12 protein-coding genes are annotated in these 16,898 nt (G+C 71.9%); 5 read left to right on the top strand and 7 right to left on the bottom strand.

The window, feature by feature from the left end:
- Nucleotides 1-23 precede the first annotated feature (23 nt).
- A complete protein-coding gene (locus tag ACQPY4_RS05725) occupies nt 24-2,366 on the top strand; it encodes an HAD-IC family P-type ATPase (RefSeq protein WP_433333162.1) in 2,343 nt (780 codons plus the stop codon).
- Between the two features lie 9 nt (nt 2,367-2,375).
- Nucleotides 2,376-4,124, top strand: a complete 1,749-nt coding sequence (argS, locus tag ACQPY4_RS05720; RefSeq protein WP_433333160.1) for an arginine--tRNA ligase — start codon at nt 2,376-2,378, stop codon at nt 4,122-4,124.
- 310 nt (nt 4,125-4,434) lie between these two features.
- Here the strand turns inward: argS and ACQPY4_RS05715 are convergent, their stop codons facing one another.
- Entirely contained in the window at nt 4,435-4,680 is a 246-nt protein-coding gene (locus tag ACQPY4_RS05715) for a DUF2630 family protein (protein WP_433333158.1), read from the bottom strand.
- Between the two features lie 111 nt (nt 4,681-4,791).
- Between ACQPY4_RS05715 and ACQPY4_RS05710 the strand changes: the two genes are divergently transcribed.
- Complete coding sequence (locus tag ACQPY4_RS05710) at nt 4,792-5,979, top strand: hypothetical protein (protein ID WP_433333156.1); 1,188 nt, start codon at nt 4,792-4,794, stop codon at nt 5,977-5,979.
- Here ACQPY4_RS05710 and ACQPY4_RS05705 read toward each other — a convergent pair.
- The 3 genes from ACQPY4_RS05705 to deoC all read right to left on the bottom strand — a co-directional run bounded on the left by ACQPY4_RS05705 (nt 5,870) and on the right by deoC (nt 9,209).
- Nucleotides 5,870-6,733 carry an aldehyde dehydrogenase family protein gene (locus ACQPY4_RS05705; protein WP_433333154.1) on the bottom strand — a complete coding sequence of 288 codons (864 nt, stop codon included), beginning with the start codon at nt 6,731-6,733 and terminating at the stop codon, nt 5,870-5,872. The two genes, ACQPY4_RS05710 and ACQPY4_RS05705, sit on opposite strands and share 110 nt — an antisense overlap.
- 90 nt (nt 6,734-6,823) lie before the next feature.
- Entirely contained in the window at nt 6,824-8,254 is a 1,431-nt protein-coding gene (locus ACQPY4_RS05700) for an aldehyde dehydrogenase family protein (RefSeq protein ID WP_433333152.1), read from the bottom strand.
- A 16-nt stretch (nt 8,255-8,270) separates the two neighbouring features.
- Nucleotides 8,271-9,209, bottom strand: coding sequence for a deoxyribose-phosphate aldolase (deoC, locus tag ACQPY4_RS05695; protein ID WP_433333150.1), 939 nt, complete (start codon nt 9,207-9,209; stop codon nt 8,271-8,273).
- 96 nt (nt 9,210-9,305) lie between these two features.
- Here deoC and ACQPY4_RS05690 point away from each other — a divergent pair, with 96 nt between their 5' ends.
- Both ACQPY4_RS05690 and ACQPY4_RS05685 read left to right on the top strand, forming a co-directional pair.
- Nucleotides 9,306-9,770 carry an Lrp/AsnC family transcriptional regulator gene (locus tag ACQPY4_RS05690; RefSeq protein WP_433333148.1) on the top strand — a complete coding sequence of 155 codons (465 nt, stop codon included), beginning with the start codon at nt 9,306-9,308 and terminating at the stop codon, nt 9,768-9,770.
- A 158-nt stretch (nt 9,771-9,928) separates the two neighbouring features.
- Nucleotides 9,929-10,984 carry a Glu/Leu/Phe/Val dehydrogenase dimerization domain-containing protein gene (locus ACQPY4_RS05685; protein WP_433333146.1) on the top strand — a complete coding sequence of 352 codons (1,056 nt, stop codon included), beginning with the start codon at nt 9,929-9,931 and terminating at the stop codon, nt 10,982-10,984.
- A gap of 338 nt (nt 10,985-11,322) precedes the next feature.
- Here the strand turns inward: ACQPY4_RS05685 and ACQPY4_RS05680 are convergent, their stop codons facing one another.
- From ACQPY4_RS05680 to ACQPY4_RS05670, 3 genes are all read right to left on the bottom strand, one after another.
- A complete protein-coding gene (locus ACQPY4_RS05680) occupies nt 11,323-13,641 on the bottom strand; it encodes an ATP-binding protein (protein ID WP_433333144.1) in 2,319 nt (772 codons plus the stop codon).
- A 93-nt stretch (nt 13,642-13,734) separates the two neighbouring features.
- The gene (locus ACQPY4_RS05675) at nt 13,735-15,828 is read right to left on the bottom strand and encodes an ATP-binding protein (protein WP_433333142.1); all 2,094 of its coding nucleotides are present in this window, start codon (nt 15,826-15,828) and stop codon (nt 13,735-13,737) included.
- Nucleotides 15,829-16,069: 241 nt separating this feature from the next.
- Nucleotides 16,070-16,837 carry a class I SAM-dependent methyltransferase gene (locus tag ACQPY4_RS05670; RefSeq protein WP_433333140.1) on the bottom strand — a complete coding sequence of 256 codons (768 nt, stop codon included), beginning with the start codon at nt 16,835-16,837 and terminating at the stop codon, nt 16,070-16,072.
- Between the last annotated feature and the right edge of the window lie 61 nt (nt 16,838-16,898).

Genomic DNA, 16,898 nt, shown 5'->3' with positions numbered 1-16,898 from the left:
ACGCCGACCATACGGGGGAGATCATGACCGATGTGCAGGCCGCGGCCGCGCGGGGTCTGACCGCGGCCGAGGTGCGCGAACGGGTGGCGGCGGGCCAGACCAACGACGTGCCCCGGCGCACCAGCCGCTCGGCCGCCGACATCGTCCGGGCGAACGTCCTCACCCGGTTCAACGCGCTCATCGGCTCGCTGTGGGTGCTGGTCATGATCTTCGGCGCCTGGCAGGACGGCCTGTTCGGCGGGATCATCGTGGCCAACGCCGCCATCGGCGTGATCCAGGAGCTGCGGGCCAAGCGCACCCTCGACCGGCTGGCGGTGGTGGGCGAGACGCCCGTGCGGGTCCGCCGCGACGGCGAGGTCCGCGAGCTGGAGCAGCGGGAGGTCGTGCTCGGCGACCTGGTCGTGCTCGGCACCGGGGACAAGATCGTCGTGGACGGCGCCGTGACCGGCTCGCAGGGCCTGGAGGTCGACGAGTCGCTGCTGACAGGCGAGGCCGACCCGGTGCACAAGAGGCCCGGCGACGCGGTCCAGTCGGGCAGCTTCGTGGTCGCGGGCAACGGGACGTTCACCGCCGAGAAGGTCGGCGGCGACGCCTACGCGGCGCGGCTGGTGGAGGAGGCCAGCCGGTTCTCGCTGACCCACTCGGAGCTGATGACCGGCATCAACGTCTTCCTCAAGTACGTGACCTGGCTGATCGTCCCGACCGCGATCCTGCTGTTCGTCTCGCAGGTGACCTCGTCGGAGTCGTTCGCCGAGGCCGTGGTCGGCGCCGTCGCCGGGGTCGCCACGATGGTGCCCGAGGGCCTGGTCCTGATGACCAGCATCGCGTTCGCGGTCGGCGTCGTCCGGCTCGGCCGCCGCCAGGCGCTGGTCCAGGAGCTGCCCGCCATCGAGGGACTGGCCCGGGTGGACGTCCTGTGCGTCGACAAGACCGGCACGCTGACCGAGCCCGGCATGGACCTGGACGAGATCGTCGAGCTCGGCGGGCCCGTCCGCCCGGTCCTCGCGGCGCTCGTGGCGGCCGACCCCGACCCCAACCCCACGATGGCGGCGGTGAAGGAGGGCCTGGAGGACCCGGACCCCGGGTGGAAGGTCGCCGCGGCCGTCCCGTTCTCGTCCGCGCGCAAGTGGAGCGGCGCGGAGTTCGCCGGGGAGGGCGCGTGGGTGATCGGCGCGGCCGACATGCTGCTCGGACGCGACGACCCGCACCGGCTGCGGGCCGAGGAGCTCGGCTCGACCGGGCTGCGCGTCCTGTGCCTTGCCCGTGTCCCGGACGGCGCGTTCGCCGACCCCGACTCGCTGGACGTGGCCGCCGACAACGAGGCCGCCGCGCTGGTCGTCCTGCGGCAGCGGCTGCGCCCCGAAACTTCGGACACGCTGCGGTACTTCGAGGAGCAGGGCGTCGCCGTCAAGGTGATCTCCGGCGACAACCCCGTCTCGGTCGGCGCGATCGCCCGCTCCCTCGACCTGCCCGGCGCCGACCACCCCGTGGACGCGCGCACCCTCCCCGACGACGTCGAGGAGATGGCCGAGGTCATGGAGGGCAACTCGGTGTTCGGCCGGGTCAGCCCCCAGCAGAAGCGCGCCATGGTCAAGGCGCTCCAGTCGCGCGGCCACACCGTCGCGATGACCGGTGACGGCGTCAACGACGTGCTGGCGCTCAAGGACGCCGACCTCGGCGTCTCGATGGGCTCGGGCAGCGGCGCCACCCGGGCCGTCGCGCAGATCGTCCTGCTGGACAACAGCTTCGCGACGCTGCCGTTCGTGGTGGCCGAGGGACGCCGGGTGCTGGGCAACATCGAGCGCGTCGCCAACCTGTTCCTCACCAAGACGGTCTACTCGATCATCCTGGCGCTGCTGGTCGGGCTGATCCACGTCCGGTTCCCGTTCCTGCCCCGGCACCTCACGCTGATCAGCGCGCTGACCATCGGCATCCCGGCGTTCTTCCTGGCCCTGGCGCCCAACCTGGAGCGGGCGCGGTCAGGCTTCGTCTCCCGGGTGCTGCGCTTCGCCGTCCCGGCCGGTATCGCGTGCGGGGTCGCGACGTTCGCCGGGTACCTCCTGGCCCGCGAGAACCGGGCGAGCCTGTTCGAGGAGGACAGCTCCACCGCCACGCTGGCCCTGTTCTTCCTCGCCGTCTGGGTGCTGGCGCTGATCGCCCGGCCCTACAACTGGTGGCGCCTCGGGCTGGTGCTGGCGATGGCGGGCGCGTTCCTGGTGGTGCTCGCCGTCCCGTGGACGCGCGAGTTCTTCGCGCTGCGTCCCGACAACCTGCACAACGACCTGACGGCCCTGGTCATCGCCGCCGTCGGAGGAGTGCTGCTCACCTTGGTATTGCGTTGGGACCATTGGTCCTCGCGCCGATAGCCTTGGAGCATGCCCGATCCGCAATTCGTCATCGCCGCCCGGGTCCAGGACGCGCTCAGCGCCGCCTTCGGACCGTCATACTCCGGCGCCGACCCGGTCATCCGGCCGTCGCAGTTCGCCGACTTCCAGGCCAACGTCGCCCTCGCGCTGGCCAAGAAGCTGGGCCGAAAGCCGCGCGACGTCGCGGACGAGATCGTCGGGCGCCTCGACGTGGCCGGGGTCGCCTCGAACATCGAGGTCAGCGGGCCGGGCTTCATCAACGTCACCCTCGACGACGCCTGGATCGCCGGGCAGACCACCGAGCTGCTGGCCGACGAGCGGCTCGCCGTCCCGGCGGCCGAGACCCCGCAGAAGGTCATCGTCGAGTACTCCTCGCCCAACGTGGCCAAGGAGATGCACGTCGGGCACGTCCGCACCACGATCGTCGGCGACGCCATCGCCCGCATCCTGACCTTCCTGGGGCACGAGGTCGTCCGCGACAACCATGTCGGCGACTGGGGCACCCCGTTCGGGATGCTCATCGAGCACCTGCTCGACCTCGGCGAGGAGGCCGCCGCCCGCGACGACTCCTCGGTCAGCGACCTGACCGCGTTCTACCAGGCCGCGCGGCGCAAGTTCGACGGCGACGAGGAGTTCGCCGAGCGGTCCCGGCGGCGGGTGGTGGCGCTCCAGGCGGGCGACCCCGAGACGCTGCGGCTGTGGCGGCTGCTGGTCGAGGCGTCCAAGCGGTACTTCAACACCGTGTACCGGCGGCTGGGCATCTCGCTCACCGACGACGACATCAAGGGCGAGAGCTTCTACAACGACCTGCTCGCCCCGACCGTCGACGAGCTGGAGAGCAAGGGCATCGCGGTGATCAGCGACGGTGCGCTGTGCGCGTTCCCGCCCGGCTTCACCGGCCGCGAGGGCGAGCCGCTGCCGGTCATCATCCGCAAGAGCGACGGCGGCTACAACTACTCCAGCAGCGACCTGGCGACCGTCCGGTACCGGGTCGACACCGAGCACGCCGACCGCATGATCTACGTGGTCGGCGCGCCCCAGGCGCTGCACTTCCAGATGGTCTTCGCCGTCGCCCGGATGGCGGGCTGGCTGAACGACGAGGTCAGGGCCGAGCACGCACAGATCGGCAACGTGCTGGGCACCGACGGCAAGATCCTGCGCACCCGGGCGGGCGGCACCGTCAAGCTGATCGAGCTGCTGGACGAGGCCGTCGAACGGGCCGGAAAGGCGTTCGACGACGTCCCGCACGACGAGCCCTTCGACGACGCCACCCGCAAGGCGATCGTCGAGGCCGTCGGCATCGGCGCGGTCAAGTACGCCGACCTGTCGGTGGCCCGCGACAGCGAGTACATCTTCGACTTCGACCGGATGATCGCCTTCAAGGGCAACACCGGCCCCTACCTCCAGTACGCCACGGCGCGGATCCACTCGATCTTCCGCAGGGGCGGCCTGAAGCCCGAGGCCGCGACCGGCCCGCTCACCATCGGCCACCCGGCCGAGCGCGCGCTGGCGCTCACCCTGCTCGGCTTCGGCTCCGCCGTCCGCCTGGCCGGTGACACGGCCGAGCCGCACAAGCTCGCCACCCACATCTACGCGGTCGCCGACGCCTTCACCACGTTCTACGAGCACTGCCCGGTCGTGAAGGACGACGTCCCGCCCGATGTCCGCGCGTCCCGCCTGGCCCTGTGCGCCGCCACGCTGCGCACCCTGACCACCGGCCTCGCCCTCCTCGGCGTCCCCACCCCAGAACGCATGTAGAACCACCCGGGCGAAGTTCAGCGGCCGGACGGCTTCGCGGGTGGTCGTGCCGACCGCCGGGTCTTGGGCGCCTGGACGCTCCCGCACCGCAACGATGTCGAATCACCGCTGAGGCCAGGACGATGCCCCGGGGCGACGCCCAGCGGCTGGACGGCTTCGCGGTGGTCGATCCCGGGCGTCCTGCGCCGCAGCGATGTCGAACGCCGCTGCGGCCAGGGCGAAGCCCCCGGCGACGCTGTGCGTGGTCGCATCGACCACCGGGGGCTGTGGCTGGGCCCTCCGATAGCGGATGTTGGAGCGAGGGCGAGGGCTACTGGAGGTAGCCCTCGACCTCGTCGGGTGGGCGGGGTGTGGCCAGGTCGGGGTCCTCGCCCGCGGCGAGGCGGGCGCGGCGCTGCCTGAGCAGGTCCCAGCACTGGTCCAGGGCCAGCTCGATGCGTTCGAGCCGGCGGTTCTCCTCCGCGCCCGACAGCTCGCCGCGCTGGTACCGCTCGCGCAGCTTCTGCTCGTCCGACACGTAGCGGCCGATGCTGTCGAGGATGTCCTTCTCGTCCATGGGCCTCGCTCATTCGAGTCGGTGGTGGACCGGCAGAGCCCCGTCCCAGGTTCGGGACGGGGGCCCCACCGCCGGCACCGGGCCCGCCCTCAGCCGCGCTGAGCGCCGCCGGTGACTCCGGACAGGAAACCGCCGTCGCTGCTGGTCGAGTGCTGCATCGACCCCACATCGGTCTTGGGCTCGACCATCGTCGAGGACGGCGCGGGAGCCTTCCTCGTGGTGCCGGTGGTCTTGGCCGCCGTCCGCGTCCGCGAGGCCGCCGTCTTGGGCTTGGCGGTGCTCGTGGTGCGGCGCGTGGTCGTCGCCCGGGACTTGGCCGCCGCGCTGGTCTTCCTGGCGGTGGCCGTGGACCGGGTCGCCGGCTTGCGCGCGGCCGTGGACTTCCTCGCGGCGCTCGCGCGGCTCGCCGCCGTGCCCGTGGTCTTCTTCGCCGCGGCCGTGGTCTTGCGGGCCGTGGTCGACTTGGGCTTGGCGGCGCGCGCGCTGGTGGTCGAGCGCGAGCGGCTGGACGCCGACGCCGTCTTGCGGGTGGTGCCCGCACGGGACGTCGTCGTCTTCCTGGCGGCCGGCTTCCTCGTCGTCGACGACGACGAAGACGTCCGCTTGGCGGCGGTCGTCGACGTCGTCATGACCTTCGCCGCCGCGTTCATCGCCTTGGCGGCGTCCGCCATCGACTTGGTGGCGGTGGTCATCGCCTTGGTCATGGCCGTCATGGCCTTGGCCGACGAGGACGCCTTGGTCGCCACCGACTTCATCTGCGTGGCGGCGGCCTTGGCCTGGGACGCGGCGTTGGTCACCTTGGTGGCCGCCGCGGTCGTGCTCCGGCTCGACGTCGACGTCGTGCGCGCCGTCGTCCGGGTGGCGGGCTTCCTGGCGGCGCTGGTCTTGCGCGCCGAGCCCGTCGTCTTCTTCGCCGCGGTCGTCCGCTTGGCCCCCGTGGCCTTGGACGTCCGGGCGGTGGCCCGCGCCGTGCTGCTCTTGGTGGCGGCGCTGGTCCGCTTGGCCGCCGTGGTCTTTCTGGCGGTGGTGGACTTTTTCGCAGTGCTCTTCGCGCGACTTGCCGTACCTCGGCTGGACGTCGTGCGTGGTGTCGTCTTGGTAGGCACTGATCTCCCCCTCGTGATGATCAGTTACGGGGAGATCTATTCCACACTTAGTGACGCTCTACACACACACTGTCGTTCTTGGGTCAGACGCCCACCGGATGCCACACGGTCTTCGTCTCCAGAAACGCGGTCATCCGGCCCGTTCCGGGCTCGCTCGTCCAGTCGTCCCCGGTCGGCCGCAGCACCCGCTTGAGGTTCTCGGCGGCGGCCTCCTCCAGCGGCGTGACCGCGTCGCCGGAGACCCCCGCGAGGTCGAGCGCGTTGACGTCCATGTGCGAGGCCAGCCACGGCGCGAGCTCGTCCCGGCGGCCGGTCAGCAGGTTGACCACGCCGCCCGGAAGGTCGGAGGTGGCCAGCACCTCGGCCAGCGTGATCGCGGGCAGCGGCGACGGCTCGGAGGCGACCACCACGCACGCGTTCCCCGACACGATGGCGGGCGCGACGACCGACACCAGTCCGAGCAGCGGCGAGTCGGGCGCGATCACCCCGACGACGCCGGTGGGCTCCGGCGTGGTGAAGTTGAAGAAGGGTCCGGACACCGGGTTGGCCGACCCGCGGACCGCCGCGAGCTTGTCGGCCCAGCCCGCGTACCAGACCCAGCGGTCGACGGCCGCGTCCACCTCGTCGGACGCCGCGCTCTTGGGCACGCCCGCCGCGCGCAGCTCGTCGACGAACTGCGCCCGCCGTCCCTCCAGCATCTCGGCGACGCGGTAGAGGATCTGGCCGCGGTTGTAGGGCGTGCGCCCGGCCCACCCGCCGAACGCCTTGCGCGCGGCGCCGACCGCGTCACGGACGTCCTTGCGGGACGCCCGCGAGGCGTTGGCGAGGAAGCGGCCCTTGGCGTCGTTCACCACGTACGACCTGCCGGACTCGGACCGGGGAAACGCTCCCCCGATGAACAGCTTGTAGGTCTTGCGCACATCGAGCCGAAGATTAGCCCCGCTCATTGCCTCGCCTCCGCTCGGCGGCTCACGGCCGCCTTTACGCGACGTCTTCCCTCGTCGCTTCGCTCCTCAGTCCAGACGCCGCGCGGCCGTTCACACATTCAGGTACGCCTCCAGCCCGTGCCGTCCGCCCTCGCGGCCGAAGCCGGACTCCTTGTAGCCGCCGAACGGCGACGCGGGATCGAACTTGTTGAAGGTGTTGGCCCAGACCACGCCCGCGCGCAGGCGCTCGGCCATCCACAGGATGCGCGAGCCCTTCTCCGTCCAGATCCCGGCCGACAGCCCATACGGGGTGTTGTTGGCCTTCTCGACGGCCTCGGCGGGCGTGCGGAAGGTCAGCACCGACAGGACGGGCCCGAAGATCTCCTCGCGGGCGATGCGATGCGACTGGGCGACGCCGGTGAAGACCGTCGGCGCGAACCAGAAGCCGCGCTGCGGCAGCTCGCACGGGGGCGACCAGCGGTCGGCGCCCTCCTGCTCGCCGACCTCGGACAGCAGCCGGATCTTCTCCAGCTGCTCGCCGGAGTTGATCGCGCCGATGTCGGTGTTCTTGTCGAGCGGGTCACCGACGCGCAGCGTCGCCATGCGCGTCTTGAGCCGGTCTAGCAGTTCCTCGGCGACCGACTCCTGCACCAGCAGCCGCGACCCGGCGCAGCACACGTGCCCCTGGTTGAAGAAGATCCCGTTGACGATGCCCTCGACGGCCTGGGCCAGCGGGGCGTCGTCGAAGACGACGTTGGCGGCCTTGCCGCCCAGCTCCAGCGTGAGCTTCTTGCCGGTGCCCGCGACCCCGCGCGCGATCTGCCGTCCGACCTCGGTCGAGCCGGTGAAGGCGACCTTGTCGACACCGCCGTGCGAGACCAGCGCGCGGCCCGTCTCACCGGCGCCGGTGATGATGTTGACCACGCCCGGCGGCAGCTCGGCCTGACGGCAGATGTCGGCGAACGCCAGCGCCGTCAGCGGGGTGGTCTCGGCGGGCTTGAGCACCACGGTGTTGCCGCACGCGAGCGCGGGGGCGATCTTCCAGGCCAGCATCAGCAGCGGGAAGTTCCACGGGATGACCTGGCCCGCCACGCCCAGCGGCTTCGGGTCCGGCCCGAAGCCCGCGTGGCCGAGCTTGTCGGCCCAGCCCGCGTTGTAGAAGAAGTGGGCCGCCACCAGCGGGACGTCCACGTCGCGCGACTCGCGGATCGGTTTGCCGTTGTCGATCGACTCCAGCACCGCCAGCTCGCGCGAGCGCTCCTGGACGATCCGCGCGATCCGGTACAGGTACTTGGCCCGCTCGCGGCCCGGCATCGGGCCCCAGACCTTCTCGTAGGCCGCCCGCGCGGCGGCCACCGCCCGATCCACGTCCGCCGCGTCCGCGCAGGCGACCTCGGCGAGCGTCTCCTCATTGGACGGATCGATGCTTTTGAACGGCGCACCGCCGCCGTCGGTGAACGCGCCGTCGATGAACAGCCCGTAGGAGGGCCTGATGTCGACGACGGCCCGCGACTCGGGCGCCGGAGCGTACTCGAAGTCCATGATCCAGCCAGTCCAGTCAGTCGAGCGTGAAGTAGTCGGGACCCGAGTAGAAACCCGTGGTCAGCTTCCTGCGCTGCATCAGCAGGTCGTTCAGCAGGCTGGACGCCCCGAGGCGGAACCACTCGGGGGTGAGCCAGTCGGGGCCCGCGGTCTCGTTCACCAGCACCAGGTACTTGATGGCGTCCTTGGTGGTGCGGATGCCCCCGGCGGGCTTCACGCCCACCTGGCGTCCGGTCTGGTCGCGGAAGTCGCGGACGGCCTCCAGCATCACCAGCGTCACCGGCAGCGTCGCGGCCGGAGCCACCTTGCCGGTGGAGGTCTTGATGAAGTCGGCCCCGGCCCGCATCGCCAGCCAGGACGCCCGGCGCACGTTGTCGTAGGTGACCAGCTCGCCCGTCTCGAAGATGACCTTCAGATGGGCGTCGCCGCACGCCTCCTTGGTCGCCACGATCTCGTCGTGGACCTTGAGGTAGTCGCCCGCCAGGAACGCGCCCCGGTCGATCACCATGTCGATCTCGCTGGCGCCCGCGGCCACGGCCGCCTTGGTGTCGATCAGCTTGGCCTCCAGCGGCGCCCGTCCCGAGGGGAACGCCGTGGCCACGCTCGCGACCCCGATCCCGGTGCCCTTCAACGCCTGGACGGCGACCTCGACCATGTCCGGGTAGACGCAGATCGCCGCGACCTTGGGCACGTCCGGGTTGCCCGGGTCCGGCTGCGCGCCCTTGGCGCACAGGGCCCGCACCTTCCCGGGCGTGTCGGCGCCCTCCAGCGTGGTGAGGTCCACCATGGAGATCGCCAGATCGATGGCCTGGGCCTTCGCCGACGTCTTGATGGAACGGGTGGCCAGCCTGGCGGCCCGTTCGTCCGCCCCGACCTGATCGACGCCCGGCAGCCCGTGCAGGAAGGCACGCAGCCCGGTGAGAGTCTCCGTTGACACGCCCCCAGCATCACCCATCGCCGTCACCAGCACAAAACGGACCCCGTCCCGATTTGGTCAAGACCCGGCCGCGGGCACCCGGGAGGGAGGTGATCGCCGTGGGATGCTCGGACGATGGACGAACTTAATTTGGAGATCATTCGACTTCTCCAAACAGATGCTCGGCAGTCGAATCGCGAGCTCGCGCGCAGGCTCGGGATCGCGCCGTCCACCTGCCTGGAGCGCGTCCGGGCGCTGACGCGGCGCGGGGTGATCCGGGGCTACCACGCCGAGATCGACCAGGGGGCGCTCAACCGGGGCGTGCAGGCGATGGTCTCGGTGCAGGTCAGGCCGCTGAGCCGGGCGGTGATCGAGACGTTCAAGAACTCGGTGAGCGCGCATCCCGAGGTGGTCAGCGTGTTCGTACTGGCAGGCGGGGACGACTTCCTGCTGCACGTGGCCGTCCAGGACCTCGATCACCTGCACGCCTTCCTGCTGGACCGGCTGACCCAGCGGCGCGAGATCGCGGGCTTCCGGACTTCCATCGTCTTCGAACGCGTCCACAACCCCGTCCTCAGCCGCCTGCCCGACCCCGCCTGAGCAACTGGTCGGCCTCCGAAGCCGAACTCCGAACTTCCTCCGGTTTCACCGCCGATACCCGGCAAGATCCAGCCAATCATTCGGCCGAGCATCAGAAGGCACCCTTGATTGCCTAGCTTCTCGACATCAGGCCGTTGTTCGTTCGGCGAGGAGGTCGAATGCTGGAGCATGAGGACATCAGGGTGCGGCGCGGACGCCGGTCAGGAGTCGCCGTCATCGTGGCGGTGCACTCGCGGACGCTGGGCCCGGCCATCGGCGGGTGCCGGATGCGCCGGTACGCGGGCTGGCGGGAGGGCGTCGAGGACGCGCTGCGGCTCTCGGAGGCGATGAGCCTCAAGTGCGCGGTCTCCGGCGTGCCCTTCGGGGGCGGCAAAAGCGTGATCGCCCTTCCCCCCGGCATCGAGGTCACGCCCGCGCTCAGGCGGGCGGCGCTGGAGGATCTCGGGGAGCTGATCGAGTCGTTCGACGGCTCGTACATCACCGGCCCCGACATCGGGACCGGCCCGGACGACATGCTCGTGATCAAGGAGCGGACCGAGCACGTGTTCTGCCTGCCGACGGCCCGGGGCGGGACGGGGTCCTCCAGCGGCCCGACCGCGTCCGGCGTCCTCGCGTCCCTGCGCGCGGCCGCCGCCAGAACCCTCGGCACCGAGGACCTGGCCGGACGGACGGCGGTCGTCATCGGGCTCGGCGCCGTGGGCGCGCACCTGGCCCGCAGCCTGCGCGACCAGGGCGCGAAGGTCATCGTCACCGACATCGACCCGGCCAAGCGCGGCCTCGCCTCGGCCGAGGGACTCGGCTGGATCGAGCCCGACCGTGCCCTCCATACACCTGCGGACGTCCTGATCCCCGCCGCCGTGGGCGGGTTGCTCGGCCCCGCCCAGGCGGCCGCGATCGAGGCCCCGCTGATCGTCGGGCCCACCAACAACCAGCTCACCGACGACGCGGTCGCCGACCTGCTGGCCGAACGAGGGATCACCTGGGTCCCGGACTTCGTGGCGAGCGCGGGCGGCATCATCCACACCCTCGCCCGCGAGATCGACGAACTCGACGACGTCTCCGCCGACGCCCGAGTGGAAGAGATCGCCACCACGACCGCCACCCTGCTCGACAAGTCCAAGCAACACGGGACCACACCCTTGAGAGAAGCCCACCGACTAGCGGCCCAACGCCTCACCCCGCGCCAACCCCAGCCCCGCGCGCGATTGCGTTAACGAGCGGAGAAGCGAGCCGAAGGCGAGCTTCTCCGGCGAGATCGCGAAGCGATGCAGCAATCGCAAAATCACGGTCACCGCAGCGAGCCGCCAGGCGAGCGGAGGTGGGCCGGGATTTCAGTAAACAAGATACGACGGCGGGGGCCTCCCCTCCCGGGCCCCCGTCGCCGTATCGTCGGACCACACGGGAACTTCAGTGGCTGCCGTACGAGATCACGGCCCGTGGAAGCAACGCGGTACTCCTCCGCTCGGAGGGACGGTCCACGACCCGTTCGGCGGGACCCATCCTCCGGGAGCGGACGCCCGGGAGGCATCGGGAGACATCCCGATAGGGATACCTAAATGCGGGAGCGGCGGCGGTCGATGACCCAGGCGGCGAGCTGGGAGCGGGACGACATGCCCAGCTTGGCCATGATGTGTTCCATATGAGAGTCGGCGGTGCGCTTGGCGATGACCAGGCGTTCGGCGATCTCGCGGTTGGACAGGCCCTCGACGACGAGGTCGGCGACCTCGCGCTCGCGGGGCGACAGGGGGTCGGTCCCGTCGGCGCCGGGTGCGGCGGTGGGCGGCTCGGTCTCGTCCGGCACGCCGCGCAGGGCCTCCTCGATGGCCGCGTCGGGCGCCAGCGCGCGTCCCGCCCGGACGGCCTCGGCGTAGGCGTCCTCGCCCAGCGCCCGTTCGACCCGTCCGGCGCACTGGTCGTGGACGACGGTCAGGCCCGCCCAGCCGAACATCGGGGGGCCGAGGTCGTCCCACAGGCGGGCGGCGGCACCGGTCAGCCGGGCGGCGCGCTCGTGCTCGCCGAGCGACATCGCGCACCAGGCCAGCAGGTCGAGGGTGATCGCGCGGCCGACGCCGTCGGCGATCTCGACCTTGAGGCGCAGGCAGGCCCGGCCGGTCTCCTGGGCCGCCTCGGGCTGCTGCGCGGCCCATTGGGCGCAGGCCAGCGACCAGAGCGCGTACGACTCGGTCCAGCGGTCGCCGTGCTCGACGGCGATGCGCCGTCCCTCCTCGGCGTACTCGCGGGCCTGGTCGAGCTCGCCGAGCAGGCAGCAGGTGCCGGCGAGCATCGGCAGGCTGATCAGCGCGACCGGGTGCATGTAGCCCGTCTCGCGGAACCGGCGCCAGGCGTCCTCCAGCAGCTCCTTGCCCAGCTTGGGGTCGTCGCCGACGGTCAGGACGCCCCGCAGCATCTCCATCTTGGTGAGCAGGTGCTTGTTGTCGTAGCGCTCGGCGAGCGCGTACCCCTCGGGCAGCAGCTGGCCGGCGCGTTCGCGGTCGCCCTGCAGGATGGCGACGGCGATGGCGGTGGACAGGCTGCGGGCGCGGTCGAGGCTGGGCTCGGGGTTGGCGGCCAGGAAGCGGTCGAGCCACAGCCGCCCCTCGTTGAGCAGGCCGCGCGGGACCCAGAGCGCCCACATGGCCGAGGTCATCCGCAGCCCGGCGGCGGCCTCGCCCGGGGTGGTGAAGGAGTAGTCGAGCGCGGCGCGCAGGCTGGAGTGCTCGCGGGCGAGCCGCTCGGACCAGGCCGAGCGCTCGAAGCCCGCCAGCTCGCCCAGCGCGAGCTCGGCCAGCTCGGCGAAGCGGTCGCGGTGACGGCGGCGGAACGTTCCTGTCGCGCCGAGGCGGTCGAGCCGCTCGGCGCCGAACTCGCGGATGGTGGCCAGCAGCCGGTACCGGACGCCGGTGCCGCGGTTGTCCATCTGCACGACCGACTTCTCCACCAGCCGGACGACCAGGTCGAAGACGGCCTCGGCGGAGATCTCGTCGTCGGAGCAGACCCGCTCGGCCGACTCCAGGTCGAAGTCGCCGGGGAACACCGACAGCCGCGCCCACAGCAGCCGCTCGGCCGGCGTGCACAGCTCGTGGCTCCACCCGATCGCCGCGCGCAACGTCTGGTGGCGGCCGATCTGGGTGCGGCGGCCCCGGGTGAAGCGGAACCGGTCGTCGAGCTGCCGGACGATCTGCTCGACCGACAGCGCCCGCGTCTGGACGGCCGCGAGCTCGATCGCCAGCGGGAGGCCGTCGAGCCGGTCGCACAACCGCGCGACCAGCGGCGCGTTCTCCGGCGTGATCGCGAAGCCCTGGACGGCCGCCGCCGCGCGCTCGGCGAACAGCGTCATCGCGTCGCCCGGGTCGGCGGCGCCGCCGGACGGGAGCGGCAGCGGCTGGACGCGCAGCACATGCTCGCCGGGCACGTCGAGCGGCTCGCGGCTGGTGGCCAGGATGCGCAGGCCGGGCGCGGCGGGCAGCAGCACCTCGGCGAGCATCGCGCACGCGTCGACCAGGTGCTCGCAGGTGTCCAGGACCAGCAGCAGCCGGCGGTCGGCCAGATGCCCGGCCAGGACGTCCAGCTCGGTGCCGCCCGGCCGGTCGGGCGCGCCCAGCGCGGCGGTCACGGCGTTGACCAGCAGGTCGGGTTCGCGGACGGACGACAGCTCGACCGCCCAGGCGCCGCCGTCGAACTCGGGGCCGAGCTCGGTCGCGGCCCGCAGCGCGAGGCGGGTCTTGCCGACACCGCCGACGCCCGTGATCGTCACCAGCCGCGACGCCGCCACGAGCCGCCGGGTCTCGGCCAGCTCGGTCCGCCGCCCGACGAAGCTCGTGATCTCCGCGGGCAGATTGCCGACGCGCGGACCGAGCGCGACACCCGTCATGCCACCTCGCTCTGGACGACCGGCCAGGTCACTGCGAATGGTACCCGGAGGACGACCGTTCGCGAGGACCCGATTACCCAGCGTGCACCTCGGTCAAGGTCCATTGACCCCTCCCTGACTTAATGCATACCGGACGGCGGCGTCGATCTCCAGCGTCGCGCCCGCCGCGTACTCCGCGCCGAACCGTTCGTCGCCGAGCGCTTCCCGCACGACCTGCTCGTACACCGTGCGCAGGGCGATGTGCCCCGGCCCGAACGTGGTGGCGCCGATCTGCCGCAGCGACCGGTCGGCGACGCCGCGCAGCCGGGCCGCGCGGACGTGGTCGTCGACGGCCGCGGCGCAGCCGCCGAGCAGGTCGAAGGTGACCGCGGTGCCGAGCAGGTCGCCCAGCTCGCGGTTGATCCGCAGGCTCCGCAGCGCGTCGGAGCGGGCCAGGTCGGGCTCGCCGCGCAGCCACGCCACCACTCCCCTGACCCACAGCGCGTAGGAGCGGCACCACAGCTCGCCGGACGACTCGCTGCGCGCGATGACGGCCTCGCTCAGCTCCCGGGCGCGGTCGAGGTCGCCCCGCACGCAGCAGACCCCGGCCGCGAACACGTCGGCCGACAGCGCGAACACGTCGGCCGTGCCCACGGTCAGGTGCAGCCGGGCCGCGCGGGCCAGCAGGTCGAGCGAGTCGGCGGGCCGGTCGTCGTAGAGCGCCGCGATGCCCTCCAGCGTGATCGCGTACGCCAGGACGGCGTCGTCGTTCTCGGTCTCGGCCCGGGAACGGGCCTCGCCGATCAGCGGCCGGGCGGCGTCGAGGTCGCACTGGAGCAGCGCGAGCATGGCGGCGCCGGCGGTCAGCTCGGCGGCGCGGTCGCCGTCCTCGACCTCGCCGTGCAGCACCCGCTCGACCCAGTGCCTGGCCTCGCCGATGCTGCCCTGGATCAGCCAGAACCTGGCCAGCGCGAGCACCATGCGCACCGCGCCGCCGTCACCGGGGCCGCGCAGGGCGTGGTCGAGCGCCGCCCGCAGGTCGGCCTGCTCGGCGCGGAGCCGTTCCAGCCACCACGGCTGGCGCGTGCCGGTCAGGCCCTCGCGGGCGCGCTCGGCCAGCCCGGCGTACCAGTCGCGGTGCCGGTCGCGGACGCCGCCGGTGCGTTCGAGCAGGTCGAGCAGCTCGGTGCCGTACTCGCGGACGGTGCCGAGCATCCGGTAGCGGACGCGGTCGGTGGCGCCGACGCGCTGGACGATGGACTTGTCGACCAGCCCGCTCAGCGCGTCGAGGATGCTCGGGTCGGCGAACGCCGCCAGGCCCGGCAGGTCGGCGCAGACGTACTCGGCCACCTCAAGGTCGAAGTCGCCCGCGAAGACCGACAGCCACGCCCACAGCAGCCGCTCTTCGGGGAAGCACAGCTCGTGGCTCCACTCGATGACCGCGCGCATGGAGCGGTGCCTGACCGGGCCGCCCCTGCGGTCCTGGATCTGGAGCAGCCGCTCGTCGAGGCCGTCGGCGACCTCGTCCAGCGAGCGGGTGCGCAGCTGGACGGCGGCCAGCTCGATGGCCAGCGGCATGCCGTCCAGGCGGCGGCAGATGCGCGCGGCGGTGGCGCGGTCGGCGTCGCCGGTCAGGCGGGACGGGTCGACGGCGCGGGCGCGGTCGGCGAACAGCGTGACGGCCTCGTCCGGGCAGGCCAGGGGCGGGACCTGCACCAGGTGCTCGCCCGGGACGTCCAGCGGCTGCCGGCTGGTCACCAGCACGCACAGCCGCGGCGCCGCCAGCAGCAGCGCCTCGACCAGCAGCGCGCACGTGTCGACCAGGTGCTCGCAGGTGTCGAGGATGAGCAGCAGTTGCTTGTCGGCCAGATGGTCGGCCAGGTGCGGGGGAAGCGGGTCGCCCGGCTGCGCCGACATCGGGCCGGGGAGCCCGAGCGTGTCGCACAGCGTGTGCGCGAGCAGCCCGCCCTCGCGCAGCGAGGCCAGGTCGGCGAAGCGGGCGCCGTCGGCGAACAGCGGTTCGAGCTCCAGGCCGGTGCGGACCGCCAGGCGCGTCTTGCCGACGCCGCCGGGCCCGGCCAGCGTCACCAGCCGGGAGCGCCGCAGCAGCCGTCTGACCTCGGCGAGCTCGGTCCGCCTTCCGACGAAGCTGGTGACCTCCGAGGGCAGCCGGCCGCCCCCGTATCTCAGCTCGCCTCGTGACCCCATGATCACTCCAACGGGCCGCGGGGCGCCCCGGCCCCGCGCACGCGCGTCAGGGCCCATCGGTTCGCCATGACGCCGCCTCGGGTCGCAGGGGGGAGACGCCGGTATCGTACCCAACGCGCCACGTAAGGTGACCGGCCAATCACAGACCCCACCGCCGAAAAGCGAGAGGGGCCCCGCGCCGGGGCCCCTCTGCGAGCTCTTCGAATGTCAGGCGAACCGCGGTTCACCTGGTGTGGCGGCCCTAGCTGGGAACGCGCGCCACGCACAGAACGGTCTGCCCGAACGGCGGTGTGATCAGGCGCTCGATCCCGCGAGTGAGCGGGATGACCGTGCGGTCGTAGATCTTGACCAGCCTCGGGTCGGGGTAGCCGACGCCGCCGCGGCGGACCGCGACCCACCAGGAGATGCCGCCCAGGAAGTTGATGGGCTTGAGGATCTCGGGTTCGAGCCCGGCCGCGCGGACCGAGGCGCCCAGCGTGGTGGGCGTGTACCGGGTGACGTGGCCGACCTTGCGGTCGAAGTCGCCGTACAGCTGCATGTAGCCGGGGACCCAGATCACGATGCGGCCGCCGGGCAGCGTCACCGACGCGAGGTCCTTCAGCGCCTGGACGTCGTCCTTGATGTGCTCGAGGACGTTCATCATGACGACCGTGTCGACCTTCTGGCGGATGTCGATCTCGGCCGGGAGCTCGAGGTCGAGGACCTCGACGTCGTCGTTGTCGTCGTACCGCTTGCGCAGCTCGCCCACGCAGTACGGGTCGTTGTCGCTGACGGCCAGGTAGTCGAGCCGTCCGCTGAACTGCTCGGAGAAGTGGCCGAGGCCCGAGCCGATCTCCAGCAGGGAGCGGCCCACGTGCGGGGCGACCATGTCGTACTCGTACTTGCGGTAGTTGCGCGCCTCGTCGCCGCCCAGGTGGTTCTCCAGTGCCCCCTCTCCGGCGGCCGGCTGGATGACCTCGCCGTCGCCCGAGGTCGGAACCTTGGACTTGGACGGCTGACCGCTTCCCACGAGGTTGAGGAGGGTACCGGTGATGGACTTCTTCTGACCTGGTGACTGCATACTTTCCCGC

This window comes from Spirillospora sp. CA-294931 (assembly GCF_050946795.1).
GTDB lineage: Bacteria > Actinomycetota > Actinomycetes > Streptosporangiales > Streptosporangiaceae > Spirillospora.
The sequence above is the reverse complement of the archived record's forward strand: the minus strand, read 5'-3'. Positions and strand labels throughout refer to the sequence as shown.

Coding starts and splice junctions, on each gene's coding strand:
- ACQPY4_RS05725 (WP_433333162.1), top strand. CDS start 24: ATGACCGATGTGCAGGCCGCGGCCGCGCGGGGTCTGACCGCGGCCGAG.
- argS (WP_433333160.1), top strand. CDS start 2,376: ATGCCCGATCCGCAATTCGTCATCGCCGCCCGGGTCCAGGACGCGCTC.
- ACQPY4_RS05715 (WP_433333158.1), bottom strand. CDS start 4,680: ATGGACGAGAAGGACATCCTCGACAGCATCGGCCGCTACGTGTCGGAC.
- ACQPY4_RS05705 (WP_433333154.1), bottom strand. CDS start 6,733: ATGAGCGGGGCTAATCTTCGGCTCGATGTGCGCAAGACCTACAAGCTG.
- ACQPY4_RS05700 (WP_433333152.1), bottom strand. CDS start 8,254: ATGGACTTCGAGTACGCTCCGGCGCCCGAGTCGCGGGCCGTCGTCGAC.
- deoC (WP_433333150.1), bottom strand. CDS start 9,209: ATGGGTGATGCTGGGGGCGTGTCAACGGAGACTCTCACCGGGCTGCGT.
- ACQPY4_RS05690 (WP_433333148.1), top strand. CDS start 9,306: ATGGACGAACTTAATTTGGAGATCATTCGACTTCTCCAAACAGATGCT.
- ACQPY4_RS05685 (WP_433333146.1), top strand. CDS start 9,929: ATGCTGGAGCATGAGGACATCAGGGTGCGGCGCGGACGCCGGTCAGGA.
- ACQPY4_RS05680 (WP_433333144.1), bottom strand. CDS start 13,641: ATGACGGGTGTCGCGCTCGGTCCGCGCGTCGGCAATCTGCCCGCGGAG.
- ACQPY4_RS05675 (WP_433333142.1), bottom strand. CDS start 15,828: ATGGGGTCACGAGGCGAGCTGAGATACGGGGGCGGCCGGCTGCCCTCG.